The following is a 21,052-nucleotide window of genomic DNA, read 5'->3' as shown; positions in this document are numbered from 1 at the left end:
CGCCCTGGGCGTGCCCGGGTTATAGGTTGCCCATGCCGCCATCCATCTGCAATTCCGCGCCTACCATAAATGCTGATTCATCCGAAGCAAGAAATACTGCCGCTTGCGCCAGCTCAAGCGGCGTGCCCATACGGCCAATCGGCACCAGGGCGCGGATGCCATCTTTCATTGTTTGCTGTTGAACGGCATCGGCAACCCCCAATTTGTTGAATGCCGGCGTATCGGTCGGCCCAGGGCTAAGGCCATTAATGCGGATGCCACGGTGGTGCAACTCGCCGGACAGTGTGCGGGCTAAAGACAATAGCCCAGCCTTGCTGGCGGCATAGGCACTGCTTTGCGGCAGGCCGATATGGGCGCTGACTGAACCGCACAGAATAATAGATGCAGGGTTGGCTAACAGAGGGAGAAGGGCCTTAATCAGGAAAAATGGCCCTTTGAGGTTAGTCTCCATCAGGCGGTCATAGCTCTGTTGATCCCAATCGGCCAGTGGGCGATGAGTAACGTCGCCGGCATTAACGAACAGGACGTCCAGCCGCGGCCAACGCTGTGCCAACTGCCGCGCAATATCGCTCTGCCCGGCGACATCTCCGGCATCGCTATGGAGCAGCAGAAGCTTCCCCAATTCCTCGCCTGCGGCGGTAAGTCCTGCCGGGTTGCGCCCGGTAATGGCGACGGTCGCACCCTCGCGTACAAATTGGCGTGCCGTTTCCAGCCCGATGCCGCTGGTGCCGCCGGTAATCAGTGCATACTTGCCTTGCAATCGTGTCATGGCGCTTTCCTCTGGTTGAACGTCGCACGATTATTTGCGCTATAGTATCTTTTTAATAGTAGGTACCATTTGGATACTAAGGGGTGAGGGTGGGATGCAATGACAGAGGCTGCGGCACTAACGAAAGAAAAAAATTTAATGGCGCTACCGGCGATTGGCGAACCCTGTCCGATGGTGGATTTTATGAATTTGCTGTCTGGGAAATGGGCAATCCCCATTCTTTATCGGCTAATTATTATTGATGGCCCCGTTCGTTTTGGCGTATTGCAACGGGCGGTTGCGCCTATTGCCCAGAAAGAGTTGACGCGCCAGCTACGGCAATTTGAGCAGCGTGGGCTGGTGTTGCGCACGGTGTATCCGGAAGTGCCGCCGCGGGTTGAGTATCAGATTACCGAACTGGGCAGAACGCTGCGGCCGACGCTTGATTCGCTGGCTGACTGGATGCGTGTGCACACGGCACAGTTAAATGGGGGATGAGCGCGATTGTCTGCTGCCGCGGTGTGGCGCCGGCATGGGCGCTAACTGTGCGATTTGGCACCATTCAACGCGGGAAATGTGCAATCAGGTTGAAAACAGGAGAATTTGTCACTCATACTGCATGTGTCTTCTTTATCAATCATAAGGAACGCCAGATGGCCGAAGAAACGATTTTCAGTAAAATTATCCGCCGCGAAATCCCTGCTGACGTAGTCTATCAGGATGAACTGGTTACCGCTTTCCGCGACATCTCCCCCCAGGCGCCGACTCACATTCTGATCGTGCCAAACCTGTTGATCCCAACCGTTAACCATGTAACAGCCGAACATGAGGCCGCGCTGGGGCGGATGATCACCGCCGCGGCGAAAATTGCCGAACAGGAAGGCATTGCCGAGGACGGCTACCGCCTGATCATCAACTGCAACCGCCACGCCGGGCAAGAGGTCTACCACATCCATATGCACCTGGTCGGCGGCCGCGCGCTTGGCCCACTGTTGGCGCGCTGATGAAAAGCCTACGGCGCCTTTTCAACCGTAAGCCGTGGCTCATCGCTCTGGCGATGCCGGTTATGCTGCTTAACGGTTGCAGCCACCCGGCGGCGATCGCGCTTAATGAGCGGCAAACGGTGGTGATGGATTCTTCCGTCATGGTCGCCGGGATTTTTGCCAGCCAGCCAACCATCAAAGGCGCATCTGGGCGCGTGATGGCCACCTCGGTGCTCACTAACAGCCAGCCGACCCCAGTGACGGTGCACTACCGTTTTTATTGGTATGACGCCCAGGGATTGGATATCCTGCCCGTTGAAAAAACGCGTGAAATTACCGTCGCGCCCAATTCGGACGCCGAGGTGTACTCCATCAACGGCAATCTGGATGCTAAACGCGTCCGGCTGTATTTACTCTTGTAAGCGCCTTATTTTCAGTGGAGAGGGATGATGAAAAAGTATTTATGGGTAGCGGTGGCTGCCTTGATATTAAGCGGTTGTCAGCTACAGCCTCCCGCACAGCAACAAGAGCCGGCGCCGATTGAGCCGGTCCAGCCAACGCCGCCGCCGGAGCAACCGCAGCCGCCCACGACCCAACCCGTGCCGCAGCCGCCCAAAATCCAGCAGCTCGACTGGTTGGGCAGCGTTCAGCCGCTGGTTAACCAGATGCTGCAGGCGGACGGCGTGCAACCCGGTAGCGTTCTGTTGCTTGATAGCGTGAAAAACAACACCAACGGCGCATTGCCGACCGGCAAGGCGACCGGCGCCCTGCACAAGGCACTGGCAGCCAACTCGACCTTCAGCGTTGTGCCGGACAGCCAACTGGCTACCGCCAAGCAAACGCTTGGGCTATCGGTGGATGACAGCCTGGGGTCGCGCAGCAAGGCCATTGGCCTGGCACGTATCGTGAAGGCGCAGTATGTGCTGTATACGGATGCCAGTGGCGATGTCAAAGCGCCAACGCTGGATATGCAACTGATGCTGGTTCAGACCGGTGAAATTGTCTGGTCGGGCAATGGCACCGTTAAAAACTGAAGCTGAGTTGCTGCACCTGCTTCAATCCCAACTGCCGGCGGTGAAAACCGCCGGTTGTCGTTTCAGCCCGGTGGCCGGGCTGAGTGATGAAAGCTGGCGAATTAGTGGCGAGGGGGTGCAACTGCTGGCCCGCCGGGAACAGACGGCCAATACGGTGTTTGGCGTGAACCGCCGCCGCGAGGCCAATGTGCTGCGCCGCTGTGGGAACGGCCTTGGACCAAGGGTAATGGCGCAAAATCACCGTTGGTTGGTGGTGGAATGGCTGGTTGGTGACGTTGTCACCGAGGCGCAGTTTGCGCAACTGGCGGATAATGGTCGCCTGGCCGCCGGTATTGCGCAATTGCATCACCGCCCGCTCTGCGGCTATCGCCTTAATTTACAGCAACAATTTGCCCGTTACTGGCAGTTTGTCGATCGCCGCCGCGTTACGCCAGGCTGGCTGCGCCTGCAGCAGCGTTTCCTGCACGCCCGGCCGCCGCAGCCGCTGCACCTGGCGCCGCTGCATATGGATATTCACCCCGGCAACCTGGTGCTGGATGGCGAACGGCTGCGCCTGATTGATTGGGAATACGCCGCCGATGGTGATATCGCGCTGGAGCTGGCGGCGCTGTTTTACAGTAACCGCTGGTCGCCGGAGCGGCAGCAACGCTTCTTGCAGCACTATGCGCATCACTACCCGCCGGCGCAGTTGCGCCAGCAGATCCGCCGCTGGCAACCGTGGGTTGAATACCTGATGCTGTTGTGGTTTGAAGTCCGCTGGCAGCAAAGTGGCGATTGCACCTTTTTGCACTGGAGCGCGGCGCAGCGCCAGCGTTTTTGTTTATCATAGCCTTGTATCGTAATAATGAAGTGAGGTGGCCGTGGGCCCAGTAATGCTAGACGTCGCCAGCTATGAGCTGGATGCGGAAGAACGTGAAATTTTACAGCACCCATCGGTTGGCGGGCTGATCCTGTTTACCCGCAATTTTTATAATGCAGAACAACTGCGCGAGCTGGTGCGGCAGATCCGCGCCGCCTCGCGCGAGCGGCTGGTGGTGGCGGTGGATCAGGAAGGCGGCCGCGTGCAGCGTTTCCGTGAAGGGTTCACCCGCCTGCCGGCGATGCAGTCTTTTGCCGCCCTGAACGACATGCCCGAAGCGGGCCGCCTGGCGCAGGAAGCGGGCTGGCTGATGGCCGCAGAGATGATCGCCCAGGATATTGATATCAGTTTCGCGCCGGTGCTGGATATTGGTCATATTAGCGCGGCGATTGGCGAACGTTCTTTCCATAGCGATCCGCAGCAAGCGCTGGCGCTGGCCGAGCATTTCATTCAGGGCATGCACAGCGCCGGCATGAGCACCACGGGTAAGCACTTCCCTGGCCACGGTGCGGTCAGCGCGGATTCGCATAAGGAAACGCCGCGCGATCCGCGGCCTTTGGCGGAGATTCGTCGCCATGATATGGCGATTTTTCGTGAGCTTATTCAGCGCCAACTGCTGGATGCTGTTATGCCCGCGCACGTCATCTATACTGAAGCCGATCCGCTGCCTGCGAGCTGCTCGCCGTATTGGCTGCAGCAGATCCTGCGCGATGAGCTGGGCTTTGGCGGCATCATTTTCTCTGATGATTTGTCTATGGAAGGGGCGGCGATCATGGGCAGCTATGCTGAACGCGGCCAGGCCGCGCTGGATGCTGGCTGCGATATGATTCTGGTGTGCAACAACCGCGCCGGTGCGGTAAGCGTGCTTGATAACCTGTCCCCGGTCAAAGTAGAAAAGCTGCAGCGGTTATATCATCGTGGGCGGTTTACCCGGCAGGAGCTGTTGGATTCCGCTCGTTGGCAGCAGGCGCACCAAACGCTGAGCGCTCTAAGCGAGCGTTGGGAAGAAAGCAAACAGCATGCGAGTGGGCCGGCTTCGTAAGCTTTAGCATTGCGTGAACACGCGGGGGCATGGACGTGCCCCCTTGCAAGGAGGTTCCCAGATGATTATTTATTTGCATGGCTTCGATTCCAGCAGCCCAGGCAACCACGAAAAGGTGCTGCAATTACAGTTTCTCGATCCGGATGTGCGCTTGATCAGCTACAGTACGTTGCACCCGCGGCACGACATGCAGTATCTGCTGAAAGAGGTGGATAAGGCGGTTCAGCAGGATGGCGATAGCCAGCCGTTGATTTGCGGCGTCGGCCTGGGGGGTTTTTGGGCTGAGCGTATCGGTTTTTTGTGCGGTATCCGGCAGGTAATGTTCAACCCCAACCTGTATCCGGAAGAACACATGCATGGCAAAATTGATCGTCCGGAAGAATATCGGGACATCGCCACCAAGTGTGTGAGTGATTTTCGCGAAAGAAATCGCGATCGCTGTCTGGTTGTGCTTTCGCGTCATGATGAAATTCTGGATAATCAACGTTCAGCCGCGCTGTTACACAAGTATTATGAAATCCTGTGGGATGAGCAGCAGACGCATAAATTTAAAAATATCTCGCCGCATCTGCAACGCATTAAGGCGTTCAAGACCGCGGGTTAACAAATTTTTAACTTATTCGGCGGCCATGATGCCTGCGATCCACCGGTAAACGCGGCGGGCAGAATGGTCGTTCAGACGAAAACGTTGCGTGCCAGCACAAATATTGAAAAAAGTGATCTGGCGCTAACTATTTGAATATTCATCACTCGAAATTTTCACTGTCCAGCCTTTAACCAAAAAAAATTGATGCACATCAATTTTGGTATGACCAAATAACCTCGCATGTTATTCTTGCTCCAATAGCAGGATTATTTTACGCGAACCCTATGTATTCTAAGGATATTATTTGTTTACCCTTGGATAACAAATGGTTCACATTTAGGGGGTTATTTTGACAACGGCAAAGAAAAAAATCGTTATTGTGGGCGGTGGCGCCGGCGGTTTGGAACTGGCAACCAGCCTGGGGCACAAGCTCGGCCGCAGCAACAAGGCTGAGATTACACTGGTGGATCGCAACCATAGCCACCTGTGGAAACCGCTGCTGCACGAAGTGGCAACGGGGTCGCTCGATGACGGCGTGGATGCGCTGAACTACCTTGCTCATGCGCGCAACCATCATTTTTGCTTCCAACTGGGCTCCATGACGAATATCGATCGTGAAAAGCAGACGGTGCACTTGGCGCAAATCTGTGATGAAAGCGGCGAAGAGCTGGTGCCCGATCGTGAGTTGCCTTACGACATCCTGGTGATGGCGCTTGGCAGCACCTCGAATGATTTCGGCACGCCGGGCGTAAAAGATCACTGCATCTTCCTCGACAACCCGCATCAAGCACGTCGTTTCCATAACGAAATGCTTAATCTGTTCCTGAAATTCTCCGCACAGCCGGAGAAGAGTGAAAAAATCAATATTGCCATCGTCGGCGGCGGCGCCACCGGGGTGGAGCTTTCAGCAGAACTGCACAATGCGGTTAAACAGTTGCACAGCTATGGCTATCAGGGGCTGGATAACAGTTCGCTGAATGTCACGCTGGTGGAAGCCGGCGAGCGTATTCTGCCTGCGCTGCCGCCGCGTATTTCCGGCGCGGCTCATCAGGAACTGGTCAAGCTGGGCGTGCGTGTGCTGACCGGCACCATGGTCACCAGCGCCGATGCCAACGGCCTGAACACCAAAGGCGGTGAGTTTATCGATGCCGATCTGATGGTTTGGGCGGCGGGGATTAAAGCGCCGGACTTCATGAAAGACATCGGCGGGCTGGAAACCAACCGCATCAACCAACTGGTGGTGGAACCCACGCTGCAAACCACGCGCGATCCGAACATCTTCGCTATCGGCGACTGCGCTTCCTGCCCGAAACCGGAAGGGGGCTTTGTGCCACCGCGTGCGCAGTCTGCACACCAGATGGCTTCACGCTGTTACAGCAATATCCTGGCGCTGCTGAACGGCCAGGCGCTGAAATCCTACGTGTATAAAGACCACGGCTCGCTGGTTTCGCTGTCGCGCTTTAGCACCGTGGGCAGCCTGATGGGCAACCTGATGCGTGGCTCGATGATGGTGGAAGGGCGTATCGCGCGCTTTGTGTATATTTCACTGTATCGTATGCACCAGGTTGCGCTGCACGGCTACACCAAAACTGGCCTGATGATGCTGGTGGGCGGTATCAACCGCGTGATCCGCCCGCGCCTGAAAATGCACTGATCCACTGCACTGCTGCCAGCAGACAACCCATGCCATATGCGGCATGGGTTTTTTTTCGCCCGTATGATGCCCATGGGATCTGTGTGTAATTGCCTTAAACGCAGGATAAAATGCCATCGCTATGGGGGATGGTCTTAAGAATCATCCTAAATGCCTGGGCGGGGCATGATTTCCCGCATTTTTGGTGGCCTAGTCTTATTGCGGGCCAGGGGTTCCTTGTGCAGACTTCACTTTGTTTACAGACGGCGAGTCGCGCACGCCGTGAGCCGGGGCTCTGTGTGCCGCCTATGCGCAAAATAACAAGCGCGGCGCACCATCGCAGAACGCCCGGTGAAAATGCGTGGTAATACTTTCAGGAGGATTTCCTGTGAACAAGTCAATGTTAGCCGGTATCGGGATTGGTATTGCAGCTGCTCTGGGGATTGCTGCGGTTGCCAGCATGGATGTGTTTTCTTCTGGTCCGCAATATGCACAGGTATTGTCTGCCACACCGATCAAAGAGACCATCAAGACGCCGCGTCAGGAATGCCGCAATGTGACGGTGACGCACCGTGCGCCGGTGCAGGATGAAAACCGCATTGCCGGTTCCGTGCTGGGTGCGGTAGCTGGTGGGGTGATTGGTCATCAGTTCGGCGGTGGTCGTGGCCGTGACGTAGCGACCGTGGTGGGCGCATTGGGCGGCGGTTACGCCGGTAATCAGATCCAGGGTTCGTTGCAGAACAACGACACCACCTCCAGCGTGCAGCAGCGCTGTAAAACGGTCTACGACAAATCCCAGAAAATGCTGGGCTATGACGTGACCTACAAGATTGGCGATCAGCAGGGCAAGATTCGCATGGATCGCGATCCGGGTACCCAGATCCCGCTGGATCGAAGCGGCCAGTTGGTGCTGAACCGTAGCGACGACAATAAGGCGTGATTGCGCAAGCCGCAGAGCAATAAAACAACGGGCATGGGGTAAAACCCATGCCCGTTGTCGTTCCAGGCTGCCAACGGCAGCTAGCTGGCCAGCGCTAAGGTATGCGCGTGGAACGCGGCCAGTAGTTCGCTAACAAACTTCATCCGTTTTGCCCGGTCGCTGAGATCCAGCATGAATTTCAGTTTGGCGGGGCCATCGAGCCGGTAGACCTGTGGTTTGCTTTGCAACAGGCCGATCAAATAGGCCGGATCCACCCGGTTTTTCTCGCCGAATTCAATAAAGCCGCCGCGTTCGTTGCCTTCAATCCGCTTGATGCCCAGCGTTAACGCCTGCTGGCGCAGCGCCGCGCTGTGCAGCAGATTGCGCGCCGCATCCGGCAGCACGCCGAAGCGATCGATTAATTCCACCTTCAGTTCTTCCAGCTCATCCTGGTTTTTGGCGCTGGCAATGCGTTTATAGAATGAAAGGCGGGTGCTGACGTCCGGGATAAAGTCGTCCGGCAGCAGCGCCGGCATGCGCATTTCCACTTCGGCCTGGCTGCTGGTGAGATCCTCAAGCGAAGGTTCACGGCCGTGTTTCAGCGCATCAACCGCGCTTTCCAACAGATCCATATACAACGAGAAACCGATGGTCGTCATCTGGCCGCTTTGATCCTCGCCCAGCAGTTCACCGGCGCCGCGAATTTCCAGATCGTGCGTGGCCAGCGCAAAGCCGGCGCCCAAATCCTCCAGCGACGCGATGGCTTCCAGCCGCTTGTGGGCATCGGCGCTCATCGCTTTCGGGTTCGGCGTTAGCAGGTAGGCATAGGCCTGGTGGTGCGAGCGCCCAACGCGGCCGCGCAGCTGGTGCAGTTGCGCCAGGCCGAAGCGATCGGCCCGCTCGATGATAATGGTATTGGCGCTGGGGATATCGATGCCGGTTTCAATAATGGTGGTGCAAACCAACACGTTGAAGCGCTGGTGGTGAAAATCATTCATCACCCGCTCCAGATCGCGTTCGCGCATCTGGCCGTGGCCAATGGCGACGCGCGCTTCCGGCACCAGCTCCGCCAGGCGCTGTGCCGCCTTTTCGATATTTTCAACGTCATTGTACAAGTAGTAAACCTGCCCGCCGCGCAGCACCTCACGCAGGATGGATTCACGCACCAGCAGGTTATCGTACTCACGGACAAAGGTTTTCACCGCCAGCCGGCGTGCCGGTGGGGTGGCGATAATCGACAAATCACGCATGCCGCTCATCGCCATATTCAAGGTGCGCGGAATGGGGGTGGCGGTCAGCGTCAGGATATCGACATCGGCGCGCATGGCCTTGATGCGCTCTTTGTGGCGAACGCCAAAACGGTGCTCTTCATCAACGATCAGCAGGCCAAGGTCTTTCCAGCGCAGATCGCTTTGCAGCAGTTTGTGGGTGCCGATAATGATATCCACCTTGCCTTCGGCCGCGCTGTCCAACACCTGTTGCTGCTCTTTGGCGCTGCGAAAGCGTGACATCATTTCAATGCGGATCGGCCAGGTGGCGAAGCGATCGCGGAAATTGTCAAAGTGCTGCTGCGCCAGCAGGGTGGTGGGCACCAGCACCGCCACTTGCTTGCCGTTTTCCACCGCCAGAAAGGCGGCGCGCATCGCCACTTCGGTTTTGCCGAAGCCGACGTCGCCGCACACCAGGCGATCCATCGCCAGCGGCTGGCACATATCACTTAGCACCGCGTTGATCGCCTGCTGCTGATCCGGCGTGGTTTCAAACGGGAAGCTTTGGCAGAACAGTTGATACTGTTCGCGGTTGTGCTTGAAGGCATAGCCACTCTTGGCGGCGCGCAGCGCGTAGATGTCCAGCAGCTCGGCGGCCACGTCACGCACTTTCTCTGCCGCTTTCTGGCGCGCGCGTGACCAGGCATCGCCGCCCAGCTTATGCAGCGGGGCATTTTCGTCTGCGCCGCCGGCATAGCGACTAATCAGGTGCAGCGAAGATACCGGCACATACAGCTTGTCGTCGCCGGCATAGGCGAGGATCAGGTATTCGGCTTTGATGCCGCCGGCTTCCAGCGTGGTGAGGCCCACGTAGCGGCCCACGCCGTGCTCCAGGTGCACCACCGGCTGGCCGGAGTGCAACTCCGCCAGGTTGCGGATCAGTATGTCGGTATTGATGGTGCGGCGGTTATCCTGCCGCCGCCGGCTAACGCGTTCGCCCAGCAGATTGCTTTCGCAGATCAGCGCCCGGTTGCGGATGCCGTCCAGGAAGCCGTGTTCGGCGGCGCCAATCATCATATAACGCCCTGGCGCTTCTGCCTGATCGAGCCGGGTGAGCAGGCTTGGCGCCAGCTTGATGCGGCCGAGCATGTCCTGTAGCGTTTCACGCCGTCCTTCGCTTTCCACCGAGAAAATAACGCTGCCGTCAAAGCTTTCGATAAAGCGGCGCAGGTTGTCCAGCGGTGATTTCTGTTGCGCCTGCACCGCCAGATCCGGCAGCGGCCGGTAATCCAGGTTGGTATTGCCGGCCCTGGCGGGCAGGGTGTCGGTTTTCAGCTCCATGCGCGGCCAGGCTTTTAATTCGGCAAACAGGGCATCCACGCGCAGCCACAGGCTTTCCGGCGGCAACAGCGGGCGCATGGGATCAACCCGGCGGCTTTCATAGCGGCTTTTGACATCCAGCCAGAAGCGATCGGCGGCGCTTTGCAGATTGCCGGTGTTCACCAGCAGCGTGTTGGCCGGCAGATAGCTAAACAGGGAAGGCAATTCCTGGCTGAAAAACAGCGGTTGCCAGTATTCAATGCCGGCCGGCCAGGTGCCTTTGCTGACCTGCTGGTAAATGTGTTCGGCGTCGCGCCGCACTTCAAACTGTTCGCGCCATTGGCTACGGAACAGCTCAATGGCGTTTTTATCGGTCGGGAACTCATGCGCCGGCAGCAGGTTGATCGCCTCGACTTCACTGAGTGTGCGTTGGCTGTCGACGTCGAAAATGCGCAGGCTGTCGATCTCGTCGTCGAAGAAATCGATGCGGTAAGGTTCTTCGCTGCCCATTGGGTAGAGATCGAGCAGGGCGCCGCGGGTGGCGAACTCACCGTGCTCCATCACCTGATCAACGCTGCGGTAGCCGGCCTGTTCCAACTGCGCCCGCAGTTTATCGCGTGACAGGCGCTGGCCCTTTTTCATCACCAGCGCATGGCCATGCAGGAATTCATGCGGGCAGACGCGCTGCATCAGCGTGTTCACCGGCAAAATGATCACGCCGCGCGCCATGGTTGGCAAGTGATACAGGCTGGAGAGGCGCGCGGAGATAATTTCCTGGTGCGGGGAGAAGCTGTCATAAGGCAGCGTTTCCCAGTCCGGCAAGGTGGTCACCAACTGATCGGTGAACTGCTGGATCTCATCGCGCAGCCGCAGGGCATTTTGCATATCCGGGGCGATCAGCAACACCGGCCCGTTATGGCGCTCGACGATCTCGGCGCATTCCACCGCGCAGGCCGCCCCCGTCAGTTGCCCCAATTGGCGCACATCGCCCGCGCGTTCTGGCAGGGAATAACGGGATGAGGAGGATTGGGAACGGCTGTGATTGTCAGAAGTGCTCATTCAGTTTTCTTTAATCAATTTATACCCTTCATTCTTCAAGCTGCAGGTGTGTTGGCTTGGTTACTCGGCCCGTCCCTGGGCCTCGCCCCTTCGGGGCCGCTGCTAACAGCGTTCAAATCTGCTCCTGGCAGATTTGTCGCTCACCCCAGTCACTTACTCCAGTAAGCTCCTGGGGATTCGCTGCGTTGCCGCCTTCCTGCAACTCGAATTATTTTGGGTATATATGGTCACAGTGATTCGGTTCTCACCGCGGTGCATAACGGTGAAAACCACAAAACCCGGTTTGCCCGGCATGGATTCAGGGGCGTTAACTGTGGCTATACTAGCCCACTGGCTAATAAACTGACATAGGCAAAACGCCATTGGCTGCACCTTGCGGGCATTATTTAATCAATTTAATCATGGGGGGCGGGTAGGGCGCGGCGATTATCCAGCATGTCGCCACGCGCTGGTTTACAATCTGTAAAGGTGAGACGCACCCGGAAAGAATAAAACCGGCTGAGTGGTTCCCTAAAGCAGGCGCAGCCTTTATTATCCTTAGTCACTTTGCTTAAGCTACGGCAACAAAACGGATTTCATGTATCAACCAGTCGCGTTATTCATTGGCCTGCGCTACATGCGTGGGCGAGCCTCAGACCGCTTTGGGCGGTTTGTCTCCTGGCTGTCCACCATCGGCATTACGCTGGGTGTGATGGCGTTAGTCACCGTGCTGTCGGTGATGAACGGTTTCGAAAAGGATCTGGAAAGCAATATTCTGGGCCTGATGCCGCAGGCGTTAATCACCAGCCCGCAGGGGGCGATCGATCCGCAACGGTTCCCCGCCGCCAGCCTGCAAAATTTGCAGGGCGTCACCCGCATTGCGCCGTTGACCACCGGCGATGTGGTGCTGCAAAGCGCCCATAGCGTGGCGGTGGGCGTGATGTTGGGCATCAACCCGGACGAACCGGATCCGCTCACGCCCTATCTGGTCAACGTGAAGCAGCAACAGCTGCAGCCCGGCCAGTACAATATCATCATTGGCGAACAGTTGGCCGATCAACTGGGTATCAAACGCGGTGAACAGCTGCGCCTGATGGTGCCGAGCGCCAGCCAGTTTACCCCGATGGGGCGTATACCGAGCCAGCGGCTGTTCACCGTGGTTGGCACCTTCCACGCCAACAGCGAAGTGGACGGCTATCAACTGCTGGTCAACCAACAGGACGCATCGCGCCTGATGCGTTACCCGGCCGGCAGTATTACCGGCTGGCGTCTGTTCCTGCAACAGCCGTTGTCTGTCGATGTCCTGAGCCAGCAAACGTTGCCGCAGGGCGCGAAGTGGCAAGACTGGCGCGAGCGTAAAGGCGAGTTGTTCCAGGCGGTGAGCATGGAAAAAAACATGATGGGGCTGCTGCTGAGCCTGATCGTGGCCGTGGCCGCCTTCAATATTATTACGTCGCTTGGCCTGCTGGTGATGGAAAAACAGGGCGAGGTCGCCATTTTGCAAACCCTGGGGCTGACGCGGCGCCAAATCATGGCGGTGTTCATGACCCAGGGGGCCAGCGCCGGGATTATCGGCTCGCTGCTTGGTACGGCGCTTGGCGTGCTATTGGCCTGTAACCTGAATACGCTGATACCGGTGCTCGGCATCCTGGTTGACGGCGCGTCGCTGCCGGTGGCGGTGAACCCGCTGCAGGTGGCCGTCATCGCCGTATCGGCGATGGCGATATCCTTGCTGTCTACGCTTTACCCTTCATGGCGCGCTGCCGCCGTACAACCCGCTGAGGCTTTACGTTATGAGTGACCATCTTTTGCTGCAGTGTGACAACCTGAGCAAGACCTATCAGGAAGGCAATCTGCAAACTTCTGTGCTGCGCAACGTCAGTTTTGCCATGCAGCCGGGTGAGATGATGGCGATTGTCGGCAGCTCGGGTTCCGGTAAAAGTACGCTGCTGCACCTGCTGGGCGGGCTGGATTCGCCCACCTCCGGCGAGGTGATTTTTAAAGGGCAGGTGCTGAACAAACTCTCTTCCGCCGCCAAGGCCGAGCTGCGCAACCGCGATCTGGGCTTTATCTATCAGTTCCACCATTTGCTGCCCGATTTCACCGCGCTGGAAAACACCGCCATGCCGTTGCTGATTGGCGGCATGAAGCCGGCGCAGGCGCAGGAAAAAGCGCAGGAGATGCTGGCGGCCGTCGGGCTGGATAAACGCAGCGCGCACCGCCCTTCGGAGCTTTCCGGCGGCGAACGCCAGCGTGTGGCTATCGCCAGGGCGTTGGTCAATAACCCTGCGCTGGTGCTGGCGGATGAGCCCACCGGTAACCTTGACCAGCGCACCGCCGACAGCATTTTTGATCTGCTTGGCGAACTTAATGTTCGCCAGGGCACCGCCTTCCTGGTGGTGACGCACGATCTGCAGTTGGCGAAACGCCTTAGTCGACAGTTGGAAATGCGCGACGGCCATCTGCAAGCGCAACTGACCCTGCTGGGGGCTGAGTAATGGCCGGTTTGCCCCTTTCACTGCTGGCCGCGCTGCGCTTTAGCCGCGGCCGTCGGCGCGGCGGTATGGTTTCGCTGATTTCAGTGATTTCCACCGTTGGCATTGCGTTGGGCGTGGCGGTGCTGATCGTCGGGTTGAGCGCCATGAACGGCTTTGAGCGCGAGTTGAACAACCGTGTGCTGGCGGTGGTGCCCCACGGCGAAATCATGCCGGTTAAACCGCCGTTCGCCGGCTGGCAGCAGGTGCTGCAGCGGGTGGAAAACGTGCCGGGCATTGCCGCCGCGGCGCCTTACATCAACTTTACCGGCCTGTTGGAAAACGGCGCCCAACTGCGGGCTGTGCAGGTAAAAGGCGTTGACCCACAGCAGGAAAGCCGCCTGAGCGCGTTGCCGAAGTATGTGCAGGGCGATGCCTGGAGCCATTTTAAAAGCGGCGAGCAGCAGGTGATCCTGGGGAAAGGCGTTGCCGATGCCTTGGGCGTTAAGCAAGGCGCCTACGTGACGGTGATGATCCCCAACAGCGATCCGCAGATGAAGCTGTTGCAGCCAAAACGCATCCGTTTGCATGTTACCGGTATTCTGCAACTGAGCGGGCAACTGGATCATAGCCTGGCGATGGTGCCGCTGGTCGATGCACAGCAGTATCTGGCGATGGGTGACGATGTCAGCGGCATCGCCATTAAGGTCAACGACGTGTTTGCCGCCAATAAGTTGGTGCGCGATGCGGGCGAGGTGACCAATGCCTATGTGTATATCAAAAGCTGGATTGGCACCTATGGCTATATGTACCGCGATATCCAGATGATCCGCGCCATTATGTATCTGGCGATGGTGTTGGTGATCGGCGTCGCCTGCTTCAATATCGTCTCCACCCTGGTGATGGCGGTGAAGGATAAAAGCAGCGACATTGCGGTGTTGCGTACGCTGGGGGCGAAAGACGGCTTTATTCGCGCTATTTTTATCTGGTACGGTTTGCTGGCCGGGCTGGTAGGCAGCCTCAGCGGTGTGGTGGTTGGCATCATTGCCTCACTGCAACTGACGAATATCATTAAGGCGATAGAAAAGATGATCGGGCATGCATTCCTGTCCGGTGATATCTATTTTATCGACTTCCTGCCTTCCGAGCTGCACGGGCTGGACGTTGCCAGTGTGTTGGCGACCTCCATCGTGCTGAGCCTGCTGGCCAGTTGGTACCCGGCCAGGCGAGCCAGCCGGATCGATCCGGCGCGCGTGTTAAGCGGGCAGTAATGCTAAAACGGGGCTTCAGCAATGCGGCCCCATTTTTATTCCCTCGTCCGTTGGCGGCCTTCGCTCACCGGCGCTGGGGGATCTGGCCTGGGGTAAGGTTATGTACTACGGTTTCGATATGGGCGGCACCAAGATTGAACTGGGGGTCTTTGATGCCAACTTGCAGCGCGTGTGGCAGAAGCGGGTGCCGACGCCGCGTGACGATTATCAGCAACTGTTGACGACCCTGTGCGATCTAACCTTTGAGGCCGATGCCTTTTGCGGCGAGCAGGGCATGGTGGGCATCGGTATCCCCGGTTTGCCCAATGCTGATGACGGCACCCTGTTTACTGCCAATGTACCTGCGGCCATGGGCCAGGCGCTGCCGCGCGATCTGGCCGCGCGGATCGACCGCGAAGTGCGCATCGACAACGACGCGAACTGTTTTGCACTGTCCGAAGCCTGGGATGAAGAATTTCGCCGCTATCCGATGGTGCTCGGCATTATCCTTGGCACCGGCGTGGGCGGCGGGCTGGTGGTGGACGGGAAGGTGGTTTCCGGGCGCAATTTCGTCACCGGCGAATTTGGCCACTTTCGTCTGCCGGTAGACGCACTGGCGGTGCTGGGCCGTAATATTCCTCTGGTTGCCTGTGGCTGCGGGCAGCGAGGCTGCATCGAAAATTATATTTCCGGACGTGGGTTTGAGTGGCTGTATGCGCATTTTTACCAGCAGGCGCTGCCGGCCACGCAGATCATCGCGCATTATCAGGCCGGCGAGCCGCAGGCGGTGGCGCATGTCGAGCGCTTTCTGGACGTGCTGGCGGTGTGCCTGGGCAACCTGCTGACGATTATTGACCCGCACCTGGTGGTGATCGGCGGTGGGCTGTCGAATTTTTCAACCATTTATCAGGCGTTGCCACAACGCCTACCGGCGCATTTGCTGCGCGTAGCCAAACTACCCCGCATTGAAAAAGCGCGGTATGGCGACGCCGGCGGTGTCCGTGGGGCTGCATTCCTCAATGTAGTGGATAGAATTAGATAAGGAGAGGTTATGCGCATTCGCCATCGGCTGTGCCGATTCCGTAAAAGCAAACACATGCTGCACCAACGCGAGCGATCGCGTATTTTTCACCGAGACACCATGGCGGCGGCGGAGCTGAAAAAGCCGTTTGTGGTGGTGCTGACCGGCGCCGGGATCTCTGCTGAATCCGGTATTCGCACCTTCCGCGCCGCCGATGGGTTGTGGGAAGAGCACCGGGTAGAAGATGTCGCCACGCCGGAAGGCTATCAGCGCAATCCCTCGCTGGTGCAGGCATTTTACAATGCCCGTCGCCGCCAGCTACAGGAGCCGGGCATTGCGCCTAATGCCGCTCACCGTGCGCTGGCGGATCTGGAAGAGTGGCTGGGGGATAACTTCCTGCTGGTAACCCAGAATATCGACAATCTGCATGAGCGTGCGGGTAGCCGCCGCGTTGTGCATATGCATGGTGAACTGTTGAAGGTGCGCTGTACCCGTTCCGGCCAGGTGTTTGACTGGCCGGGCGATCTTAGCGTGGACGATCGCTGCCACTGCTGCCAATTCCCGGCGCCGCTGCGGCCGCATATCGTTTGGTTTGGCGAAATGCCGTTACGGATGGACGATATTTATCACGCGCTGGCGAAGGCCGACTTTTTCATTGCCATCGGCACCTCCGGCCATGTGTATCCGGCGGCCGGCTTTGTGCATGAGGCGCGCCTCGGCGGGGCTTATACCATGGAATTGAACCTGGAGCCCAGCCAGGTTGAAAGCCAGTTTGAAGAGAAACACTACGGCCCGGCCAGCGAAGTGGTGCCGAAGTTCGTGCATAAATTCCTGGTGGGTAAAATCGAGCGGGCAGACATACCCTAAGCGGTGCGATGCCGGGGAAGGGGGAAATGCCCCCTTCCCCGCAGAGAGGGAAACGGTGCGCTTAACGCCCGGCTTTCAGCTTCTGGAAGTAGGTTTCATACAGCGTGCTGGCGCTGCCGACGTCGTTCTGCCATTCGCCGTTTTTGATGGTTGCTTCATCCGGGTACAGCGACGGATCGTCGGCAATCTCTTTCGGCAACAGCTTGCGTGCGGTCAGGTTCGGCGTGGGGTAACCGATGGTTTTGGCTACCTGCACGGCAATTTCCGGGCGCAGCAGGAAATCAATCAGCTTCAGCGCGCCTTCCACGTTTTTGGCATTGGCCGGGATGGCCAGGCTGTCCATCCAGAAGATCCCGCCTTCCTTCGGCCAAACCACCTCTAGCGGCGTGCCGGCCTGGCGCGCAACGTACGCGGAGCCGTTCCAAATCATGCCGAGGTTGACTTCCCCTTCCATAAACGGGTTGCCCGGGTTATCGGAGTTGAACGCCACGACGTTGGGCATCAGCTTTTGCAGCTCGTTATAGGCGGCTTCAATCTCTTGCGGGTTGGCGGTGTTGCCGGAATAGCCGAGCTTGCGCAGCGCAATCTGGAAGACTTCGCGCGCATCGTCAGTCAGCAGCAGGCTGTGTTTATATTCCGGTTTCCAAAAATCGGCCCAACCGGTGACGGTTTTCGGATCGATGGCATCGCTATTGATGCCGATAGCGGTGGCACCCCAGATATACGGGATGGAGTAATCGTTATTCGGATCGAATGGCTTGTTAAGCAGGTTGGGATCCAAATCCTTGAAGTGGCTTAGTTTGCTCTTGTCGATCTTTTGCAGCATGCCTTCATTGCGCATTTTGGCGATAAAATAGGTGGATGGCACCACCAGATCATACGCGCCGTCTTTATACGTTTTCAGCTTGGCATACATGCTTTCGTTGGATTCATAGGTGGAATAGATCACCTTGATACCCGTTTCTTTGGTGAACTGGTCAAGCAGGCCCGGCGGTACGTACTCCGTCCAGTTGTAGAAATAGAGGGTTTTGCCGTCATCAGCGGCATTTGCAGAGCAAATGCTCAGTGCCATCATCCCGGCTGCGAGCAGATGTGACCACTTTTTCATGCAGCGTTTCCTTCAGCAGTTATGGTGCGCGTATTACGGTGCGGCATTTCGCTGTGAAGCGGTGTGCTACACCCCAGAGAGCGGCCATTATAGGTGGCGCGCCGTAGAGGGTAAAGCCGGTTGAGGCCGATGCTTAGCAGATAAACCAACAAGATGTGCAGGGGGAGGAAATGGTGGTGTGGCAAAGAAACAGGCGCAGCGATAATCGCTGCGCCTTTGCGGTTCAGGCCGCCCTGGCGGTGCGATCGCGCATGATTAACTGGCTGGCCAACACCAGCGCCAGCGACAGTATCAGCAGGATGGTCGCCAGTGCGTTCACCTCCGGCGAGACGCCGACCTTCACCATAGAATAGATCTTCAACGGCAGGATTTCGTAGCTTGGCCCGGTGACGAACGACGAAACAACCACGTCGTCCATCGACAGGGTGAAGCTCAATAACCAGCCGGCCGCCACGGCCGGCATCGCCAGCGGCAGAATGATTTTCCGCAGGATGGTGAACTCGCCCGCGCCAAGATCGCGTGCGGCTTCCAGCATTTTCACGTCGAAGCCCTTCAGCCGTGAATACACGGTGACCACCACAAACGGCAGGCAAAAAGTGATGTGCGAGAACAGCAGCGACCAGAAGCCCAGCGAAATGCCCAGCAGCATGAACAGCACCAGCAGGGAAATCGCCATCACGATATCCGGCGACATCATCACCACAAACAGCATGCCGCTGACGAACGGTTTGCCGCGGAAACGGTAGCGGTAAAGCGCCACCGCAGTTAGCGAGCCAATCAGCGTGGCGAAGCTGGCGGAAAGCACCGCCATGGTCAGCGAATGGCCGGCAGCCTGCAGCAAACTGTCGTTGTTCATCAGCGTGCTGTACCAACTGGTGGTAAACCCTTGCCAAGTAATGCCGAAGCGTGACGCGTTGAACGAGTTGACGATCAGGATCACGATCGGGATATACAAATAAGCATAAATGATGGTCATAAAGCCACCGCGTAGCAGGCGCCCGATCATTCCAGTTCCACCTTCTTGTTCAGCAGTTTAGCCGCGCGATAATACACCAGCAGCAGTAACCCCATAACCAGCGTCAGCGTGATGCTGGTTGCGGCCCCAAACGGCCAGTCGCGGATGTTAAGGAACTGGCTCTTGATAATGTTGCCGATCAGCAGGTTTTTGGCGCCGCCCATCAGATCCGCCACATAGAACAGGCCCATAGCCGGCAGCAACACCAGCAGACAACCGGCGATAATGCCCGGCATGGTCAGCGGCACGATAATGCGGATAAAGGTTTGCAGCTTGTTGGCGCCCAGATCGCGTGCGGCTTCCAGGCAGGATTTATCCAGCTTCTCGATGCTGGAATAGAGCGGCATAACCATAAACGGCAGCAGAATATAGATAAGCCCCAGGATCACCGCTTCAGAGGTGTACATAATCCGCAGCGGCTTATCAATGATGCCTAACCCCAGCAGGAAGTCGTTTAAATAGCCGCGGGTGCTCAGGAACAGTTTCAGGCCGTAGATGCGGATCAGTGAATTGGTCCAGAAAGGCACGATCAGCAGGAACAGCAGCAGCGGCCGTACTTTCTCCGGCAGGCGCGCCAGGATAAAGGCGAACGGGTAGCCGATGATCAGGCAGCACAGCGTGGCGATGACGGCCATGTTCAGCGAATGCAGCATCACCTCGGCATACAGCGGATCAAACAGCCGGGTGTAGTTGTCCAGCGTGAACACCATCTGAACCAGATTGGCGTCGTCGCGGGTCAGAAAGCTGGTGCCGATAATCATCAGGTTCGGCAAGAACACGAACAGCAGCAGCCAGGCCACTACGCCGGTGATCACCACATTCTGTAACAGCTTACGCGATTTCTTCATCGGCCAGCACCACCTCCCAGCTTTCAACCCAGGTGACCGCCATCTTCTGATCCAGCGAATGGTCAACGTCCGGATCGTCTTCGTTGAAGAACTCGCTGACCATCACCATCTTACCGTTTTCCAGTTCGACCACCGATTCCAGCGTCATGCCTTTGTAGTTGCGCTCGCGCACGTAACCGATCAGGCCGTCGACATGCTCGCTGTCGTTGATCTCTTCCACGCGCAGATCTTCCGGGCGCAGCAGCACTTTCAACTGTTGGCCTGGTTCTACCGGCAGGTTGACATAGATGTCGCACTCGCGGCCTTCCACGTTGGCGCGCACTCGCTGCTCGTCGATGCGTTGCAATACCGTGGCGTCAAAGATGTTGATTTCGCCGATAAAGCTGGCGACGAACAGGTTTTTCGGTTCTTCGTAGATTTCACGCGGGCTGCCGTCTTGCTCAATGCGGCCGTCGCGCATCACCACGATGCGATCCGACATGGTCAGCGCTTCTTCCTGATCGTGGGTGACGAACACAAAGGTAATGCCCAGCTTGCGCTGCAGTGCCTTCAGTTCGTTTTGCATCTGTTTGCGCAGCTTGTAATCCAGTGCGGACAGCGATTCGTCCAGTAGCAGCACCTTGGGCTTGTTCACCACCGCACGGGCGATGGCAACGCGCTGCTGCTGGCCACCAGACAGGTGGCTTGGGCGGCGCTGGGCAAATTCGGCCAGTTGCACCATGTGCAGCGCCTCTTCCACCCGCGGGGCGATCTCCGCGGCCGGGGTTTTCTGCATCCGCAGGCCAAAGGCCACGTTGTCGAATACGCTCATGTGCGGGAACAGGGCATAGCTCTGGAATACGGTATTCACGTGGCGCTGCTCGGCGGGGATATCGGTAATATCCAGGCCTTCCAGCATAATCTTCCCGTGATCAAGGTCTTCCAGCCCGGCGATCAGGCGCAAAACGGTGGTTTTACCGCAGCCGGAAGGCCCGAGAATGGTCAGGAATTCGCCGTCGTTAATGGTGAGGTTGAGATCGGAGATGATCTCCTTGCCGTCGAACCCTTTGCTTATAGCATGCAGTTCAACGAGAGAAGTCAGAGAGGGTTTCTCAGTCAT

At 57.7% G+C, this 21,052-nt stretch carries 20 protein-coding genes; 14 read left to right on the top strand and 6 right to left on the bottom strand.

What is annotated here, in order from left to right; genetic code table 11:
• Positions 1-19: 19 nt before the first annotated feature.
• The gene (locus tag ACN28Q_RS01080) at positions 20-769 is read right to left on the bottom strand and encodes an SDR family oxidoreductase (RefSeq protein ID WP_095844640.1); all 750 of its coding nucleotides are present in this window, start codon (positions 767-769) and stop codon (positions 20-22) included.
• Between the two features lie 99 nt (positions 770-868).
• Here ACN28Q_RS01080 and ACN28Q_RS01075 point away from each other — a divergent pair, with 99 nt between their 5' ends.
• The 9 genes from ACN28Q_RS01075 to ACN28Q_RS01035 all read left to right on the top strand — a co-directional run bounded on the left by ACN28Q_RS01075 (position 869) and on the right by ACN28Q_RS01035 (position 7,825).
• Positions 869-1,246: a winged helix-turn-helix transcriptional regulator gene (locus ACN28Q_RS01075; RefSeq protein WP_165906995.1), complete on the top strand. Its 378-nt coding sequence runs from the start codon at positions 869-871 to the stop codon at positions 1,244-1,246.
• A gap of 155 nt (positions 1,247-1,401) precedes the next feature.
• Positions 1,402-1,752 (top strand): purine nucleoside phosphoramidase, encoded by a 351-nt coding sequence (hinT, locus tag ACN28Q_RS01070; protein WP_095844638.1) that lies wholly within the window; start codon positions 1,402-1,404, stop codon positions 1,750-1,752.
• Positions 1,752-2,153: a YcfL family putative periplasmic lipoprotein gene (locus ACN28Q_RS01065; protein WP_095844637.1), complete on the top strand. Its 402-nt coding sequence runs from the start codon at positions 1,752-1,754 to the stop codon at positions 2,151-2,153. Before hinT ends, ACN28Q_RS01065 begins: the two co-directional genes overlap by 1 nt.
• Before the next feature lie 27 nt (positions 2,154-2,180).
• The gene (gene lpoB, locus ACN28Q_RS01060) at positions 2,181-2,765 is read left to right on the top strand and encodes a penicillin-binding protein activator LpoB (protein ID WP_095844636.1); all 585 of its coding nucleotides are present in this window, start codon (positions 2,181-2,183) and stop codon (positions 2,763-2,765) included.
• Positions 2,746-3,594, top strand: coding sequence for a phosphotransferase (locus ACN28Q_RS01055; protein WP_095844635.1), 849 nt, complete (start codon positions 2,746-2,748; stop codon positions 3,592-3,594). The genes lpoB and ACN28Q_RS01055 overlap by 20 nt, the downstream gene beginning before the upstream one ends.
• A gap of 43 nt (positions 3,595-3,637) precedes the next feature.
• Positions 3,638-4,666, top strand: coding sequence for a beta-N-acetylhexosaminidase (gene nagZ / locus ACN28Q_RS01050; protein WP_095844634.1), 1,029 nt, complete (start codon positions 3,638-3,640; stop codon positions 4,664-4,666).
• Positions 4,667-4,727: 61 nt separating this feature from the next.
• On the top strand, positions 4,728-5,270 hold the full coding sequence (gene ycfP / locus ACN28Q_RS01045) for an alpha/beta hydrolase YcfP (protein ID WP_095844633.1): 543 nt from the start codon (positions 4,728-4,730) through the stop codon (positions 5,268-5,270).
• Positions 5,271-5,601: 331 nt separating this feature from the next.
• Positions 5,602-6,906, top strand: coding sequence for an NAD(P)/FAD-dependent oxidoreductase (locus ACN28Q_RS01040; protein ID WP_095844632.1), 1,305 nt, complete (start codon positions 5,602-5,604; stop codon positions 6,904-6,906).
• Positions 6,907-7,273: 367 nt separating this feature from the next.
• Positions 7,274-7,825, top strand: coding sequence for a glycine zipper 2TM domain-containing protein (locus ACN28Q_RS01035; protein WP_183096585.1), 552 nt, complete (start codon positions 7,274-7,276; stop codon positions 7,823-7,825).
• Between the two features lie 80 nt (positions 7,826-7,905).
• On the opposite strand, the gene mfd is transcribed toward ACN28Q_RS01035, so the two are convergent.
• A complete protein-coding gene (mfd, locus tag ACN28Q_RS01030) occupies positions 7,906-11,391 on the bottom strand; it encodes a transcription-repair coupling factor (protein WP_095844630.1) in 3,486 nt (1,161 codons plus the stop codon).
• A gap of 577 nt (positions 11,392-11,968) precedes the next feature.
• On the opposite strand from mfd, the gene lolC reads away from it, so the two are divergent.
• The 5 genes from lolC to cobB all read left to right on the top strand — a co-directional run bounded on the left by lolC (position 11,969) and on the right by cobB (position 16,982).
• Entirely contained in the window at positions 11,969-13,171 is a 1,203-nt protein-coding gene (lolC, locus tag ACN28Q_RS01025; RefSeq protein WP_095844629.1) for a lipoprotein-releasing ABC transporter permease subunit LolC, read from the top strand.
• Positions 13,164-13,868, top strand: a complete 705-nt coding sequence (gene lolD / locus ACN28Q_RS01020) for a lipoprotein-releasing ABC transporter ATP-binding protein LolD (protein ID WP_095844628.1) — start codon at positions 13,164-13,166, stop codon at positions 13,866-13,868. Before lolC ends, lolD begins: the two co-directional genes overlap by 8 nt.
• A gap of 8 nt (positions 13,869-13,876) precedes the next feature.
• Positions 13,877-15,115 carry a lipoprotein-releasing ABC transporter permease subunit LolE gene (gene lolE / locus ACN28Q_RS01015; protein WP_183096695.1) on the top strand — a complete coding sequence of 413 codons (1,239 nt, stop codon included), beginning with the start codon at positions 13,877-13,879 and terminating at the stop codon, positions 15,113-15,115.
• Between the two features lie 100 nt (positions 15,116-15,215).
• Positions 15,216-16,136: an N-acetylglucosamine kinase gene (gene nagK / locus ACN28Q_RS01010; protein WP_095844626.1), complete on the top strand. Its 921-nt coding sequence runs from the start codon at positions 15,216-15,218 to the stop codon at positions 16,134-16,136.
• Positions 16,137-16,145: 9 nt separating this feature from the next.
• The gene (cobB, locus tag ACN28Q_RS01005) at positions 16,146-16,982 is read left to right on the top strand and encodes a Sir2 family NAD+-dependent deacetylase (protein WP_095844625.1); all 837 of its coding nucleotides are present in this window, start codon (positions 16,146-16,148) and stop codon (positions 16,980-16,982) included.
• Positions 16,983-17,043: 61 nt separating this feature from the next.
• Here cobB and potD read toward each other — a convergent pair whose 3' ends face one another.
• The 4 genes from potD to potA form a co-directional block, all read right to left on the bottom strand.
• Positions 17,044-18,090, bottom strand: coding sequence for a spermidine/putrescine ABC transporter substrate-binding protein PotD (gene potD, locus ACN28Q_RS01000; protein WP_095844624.1), 1,047 nt, complete (start codon positions 18,088-18,090; stop codon positions 17,044-17,046).
• A 223-nt stretch (positions 18,091-18,313) separates the two neighbouring features.
• Positions 18,314-19,096 (bottom strand): spermidine/putrescine ABC transporter permease PotC, encoded by a 783-nt coding sequence (gene potC / locus ACN28Q_RS00995; protein WP_095844623.1) that lies wholly within the window; start codon positions 19,094-19,096, stop codon positions 18,314-18,316.
• Positions 19,093-19,953, bottom strand: coding sequence for a spermidine/putrescine ABC transporter permease PotB (gene potB / locus ACN28Q_RS00990; protein WP_095844622.1), 861 nt, complete (start codon positions 19,951-19,953; stop codon positions 19,093-19,095). The genes potC and potB overlap by 4 nt, the downstream gene beginning before the upstream one ends.
• Positions 19,937-21,052 (bottom strand): spermidine/putrescine ABC transporter ATP-binding protein PotA, encoded by a 1,116-nt coding sequence (gene potA / locus ACN28Q_RS00985; RefSeq protein WP_095844621.1) that lies wholly within the window; start codon positions 21,050-21,052, stop codon positions 19,937-19,939. The genes potB and potA overlap by 17 nt, the downstream gene beginning before the upstream one ends.

The organism is Gibbsiella quercinecans, from assembly GCF_002291425.1.
Lineage (GTDB): Bacteria > Pseudomonadota > Gammaproteobacteria > Enterobacterales > Enterobacteriaceae > Gibbsiella > Gibbsiella quercinecans.
The sequence above is the reverse complement of the archived record's forward strand: the minus strand, read 5'-3'. Positions and strand labels throughout refer to the sequence as shown.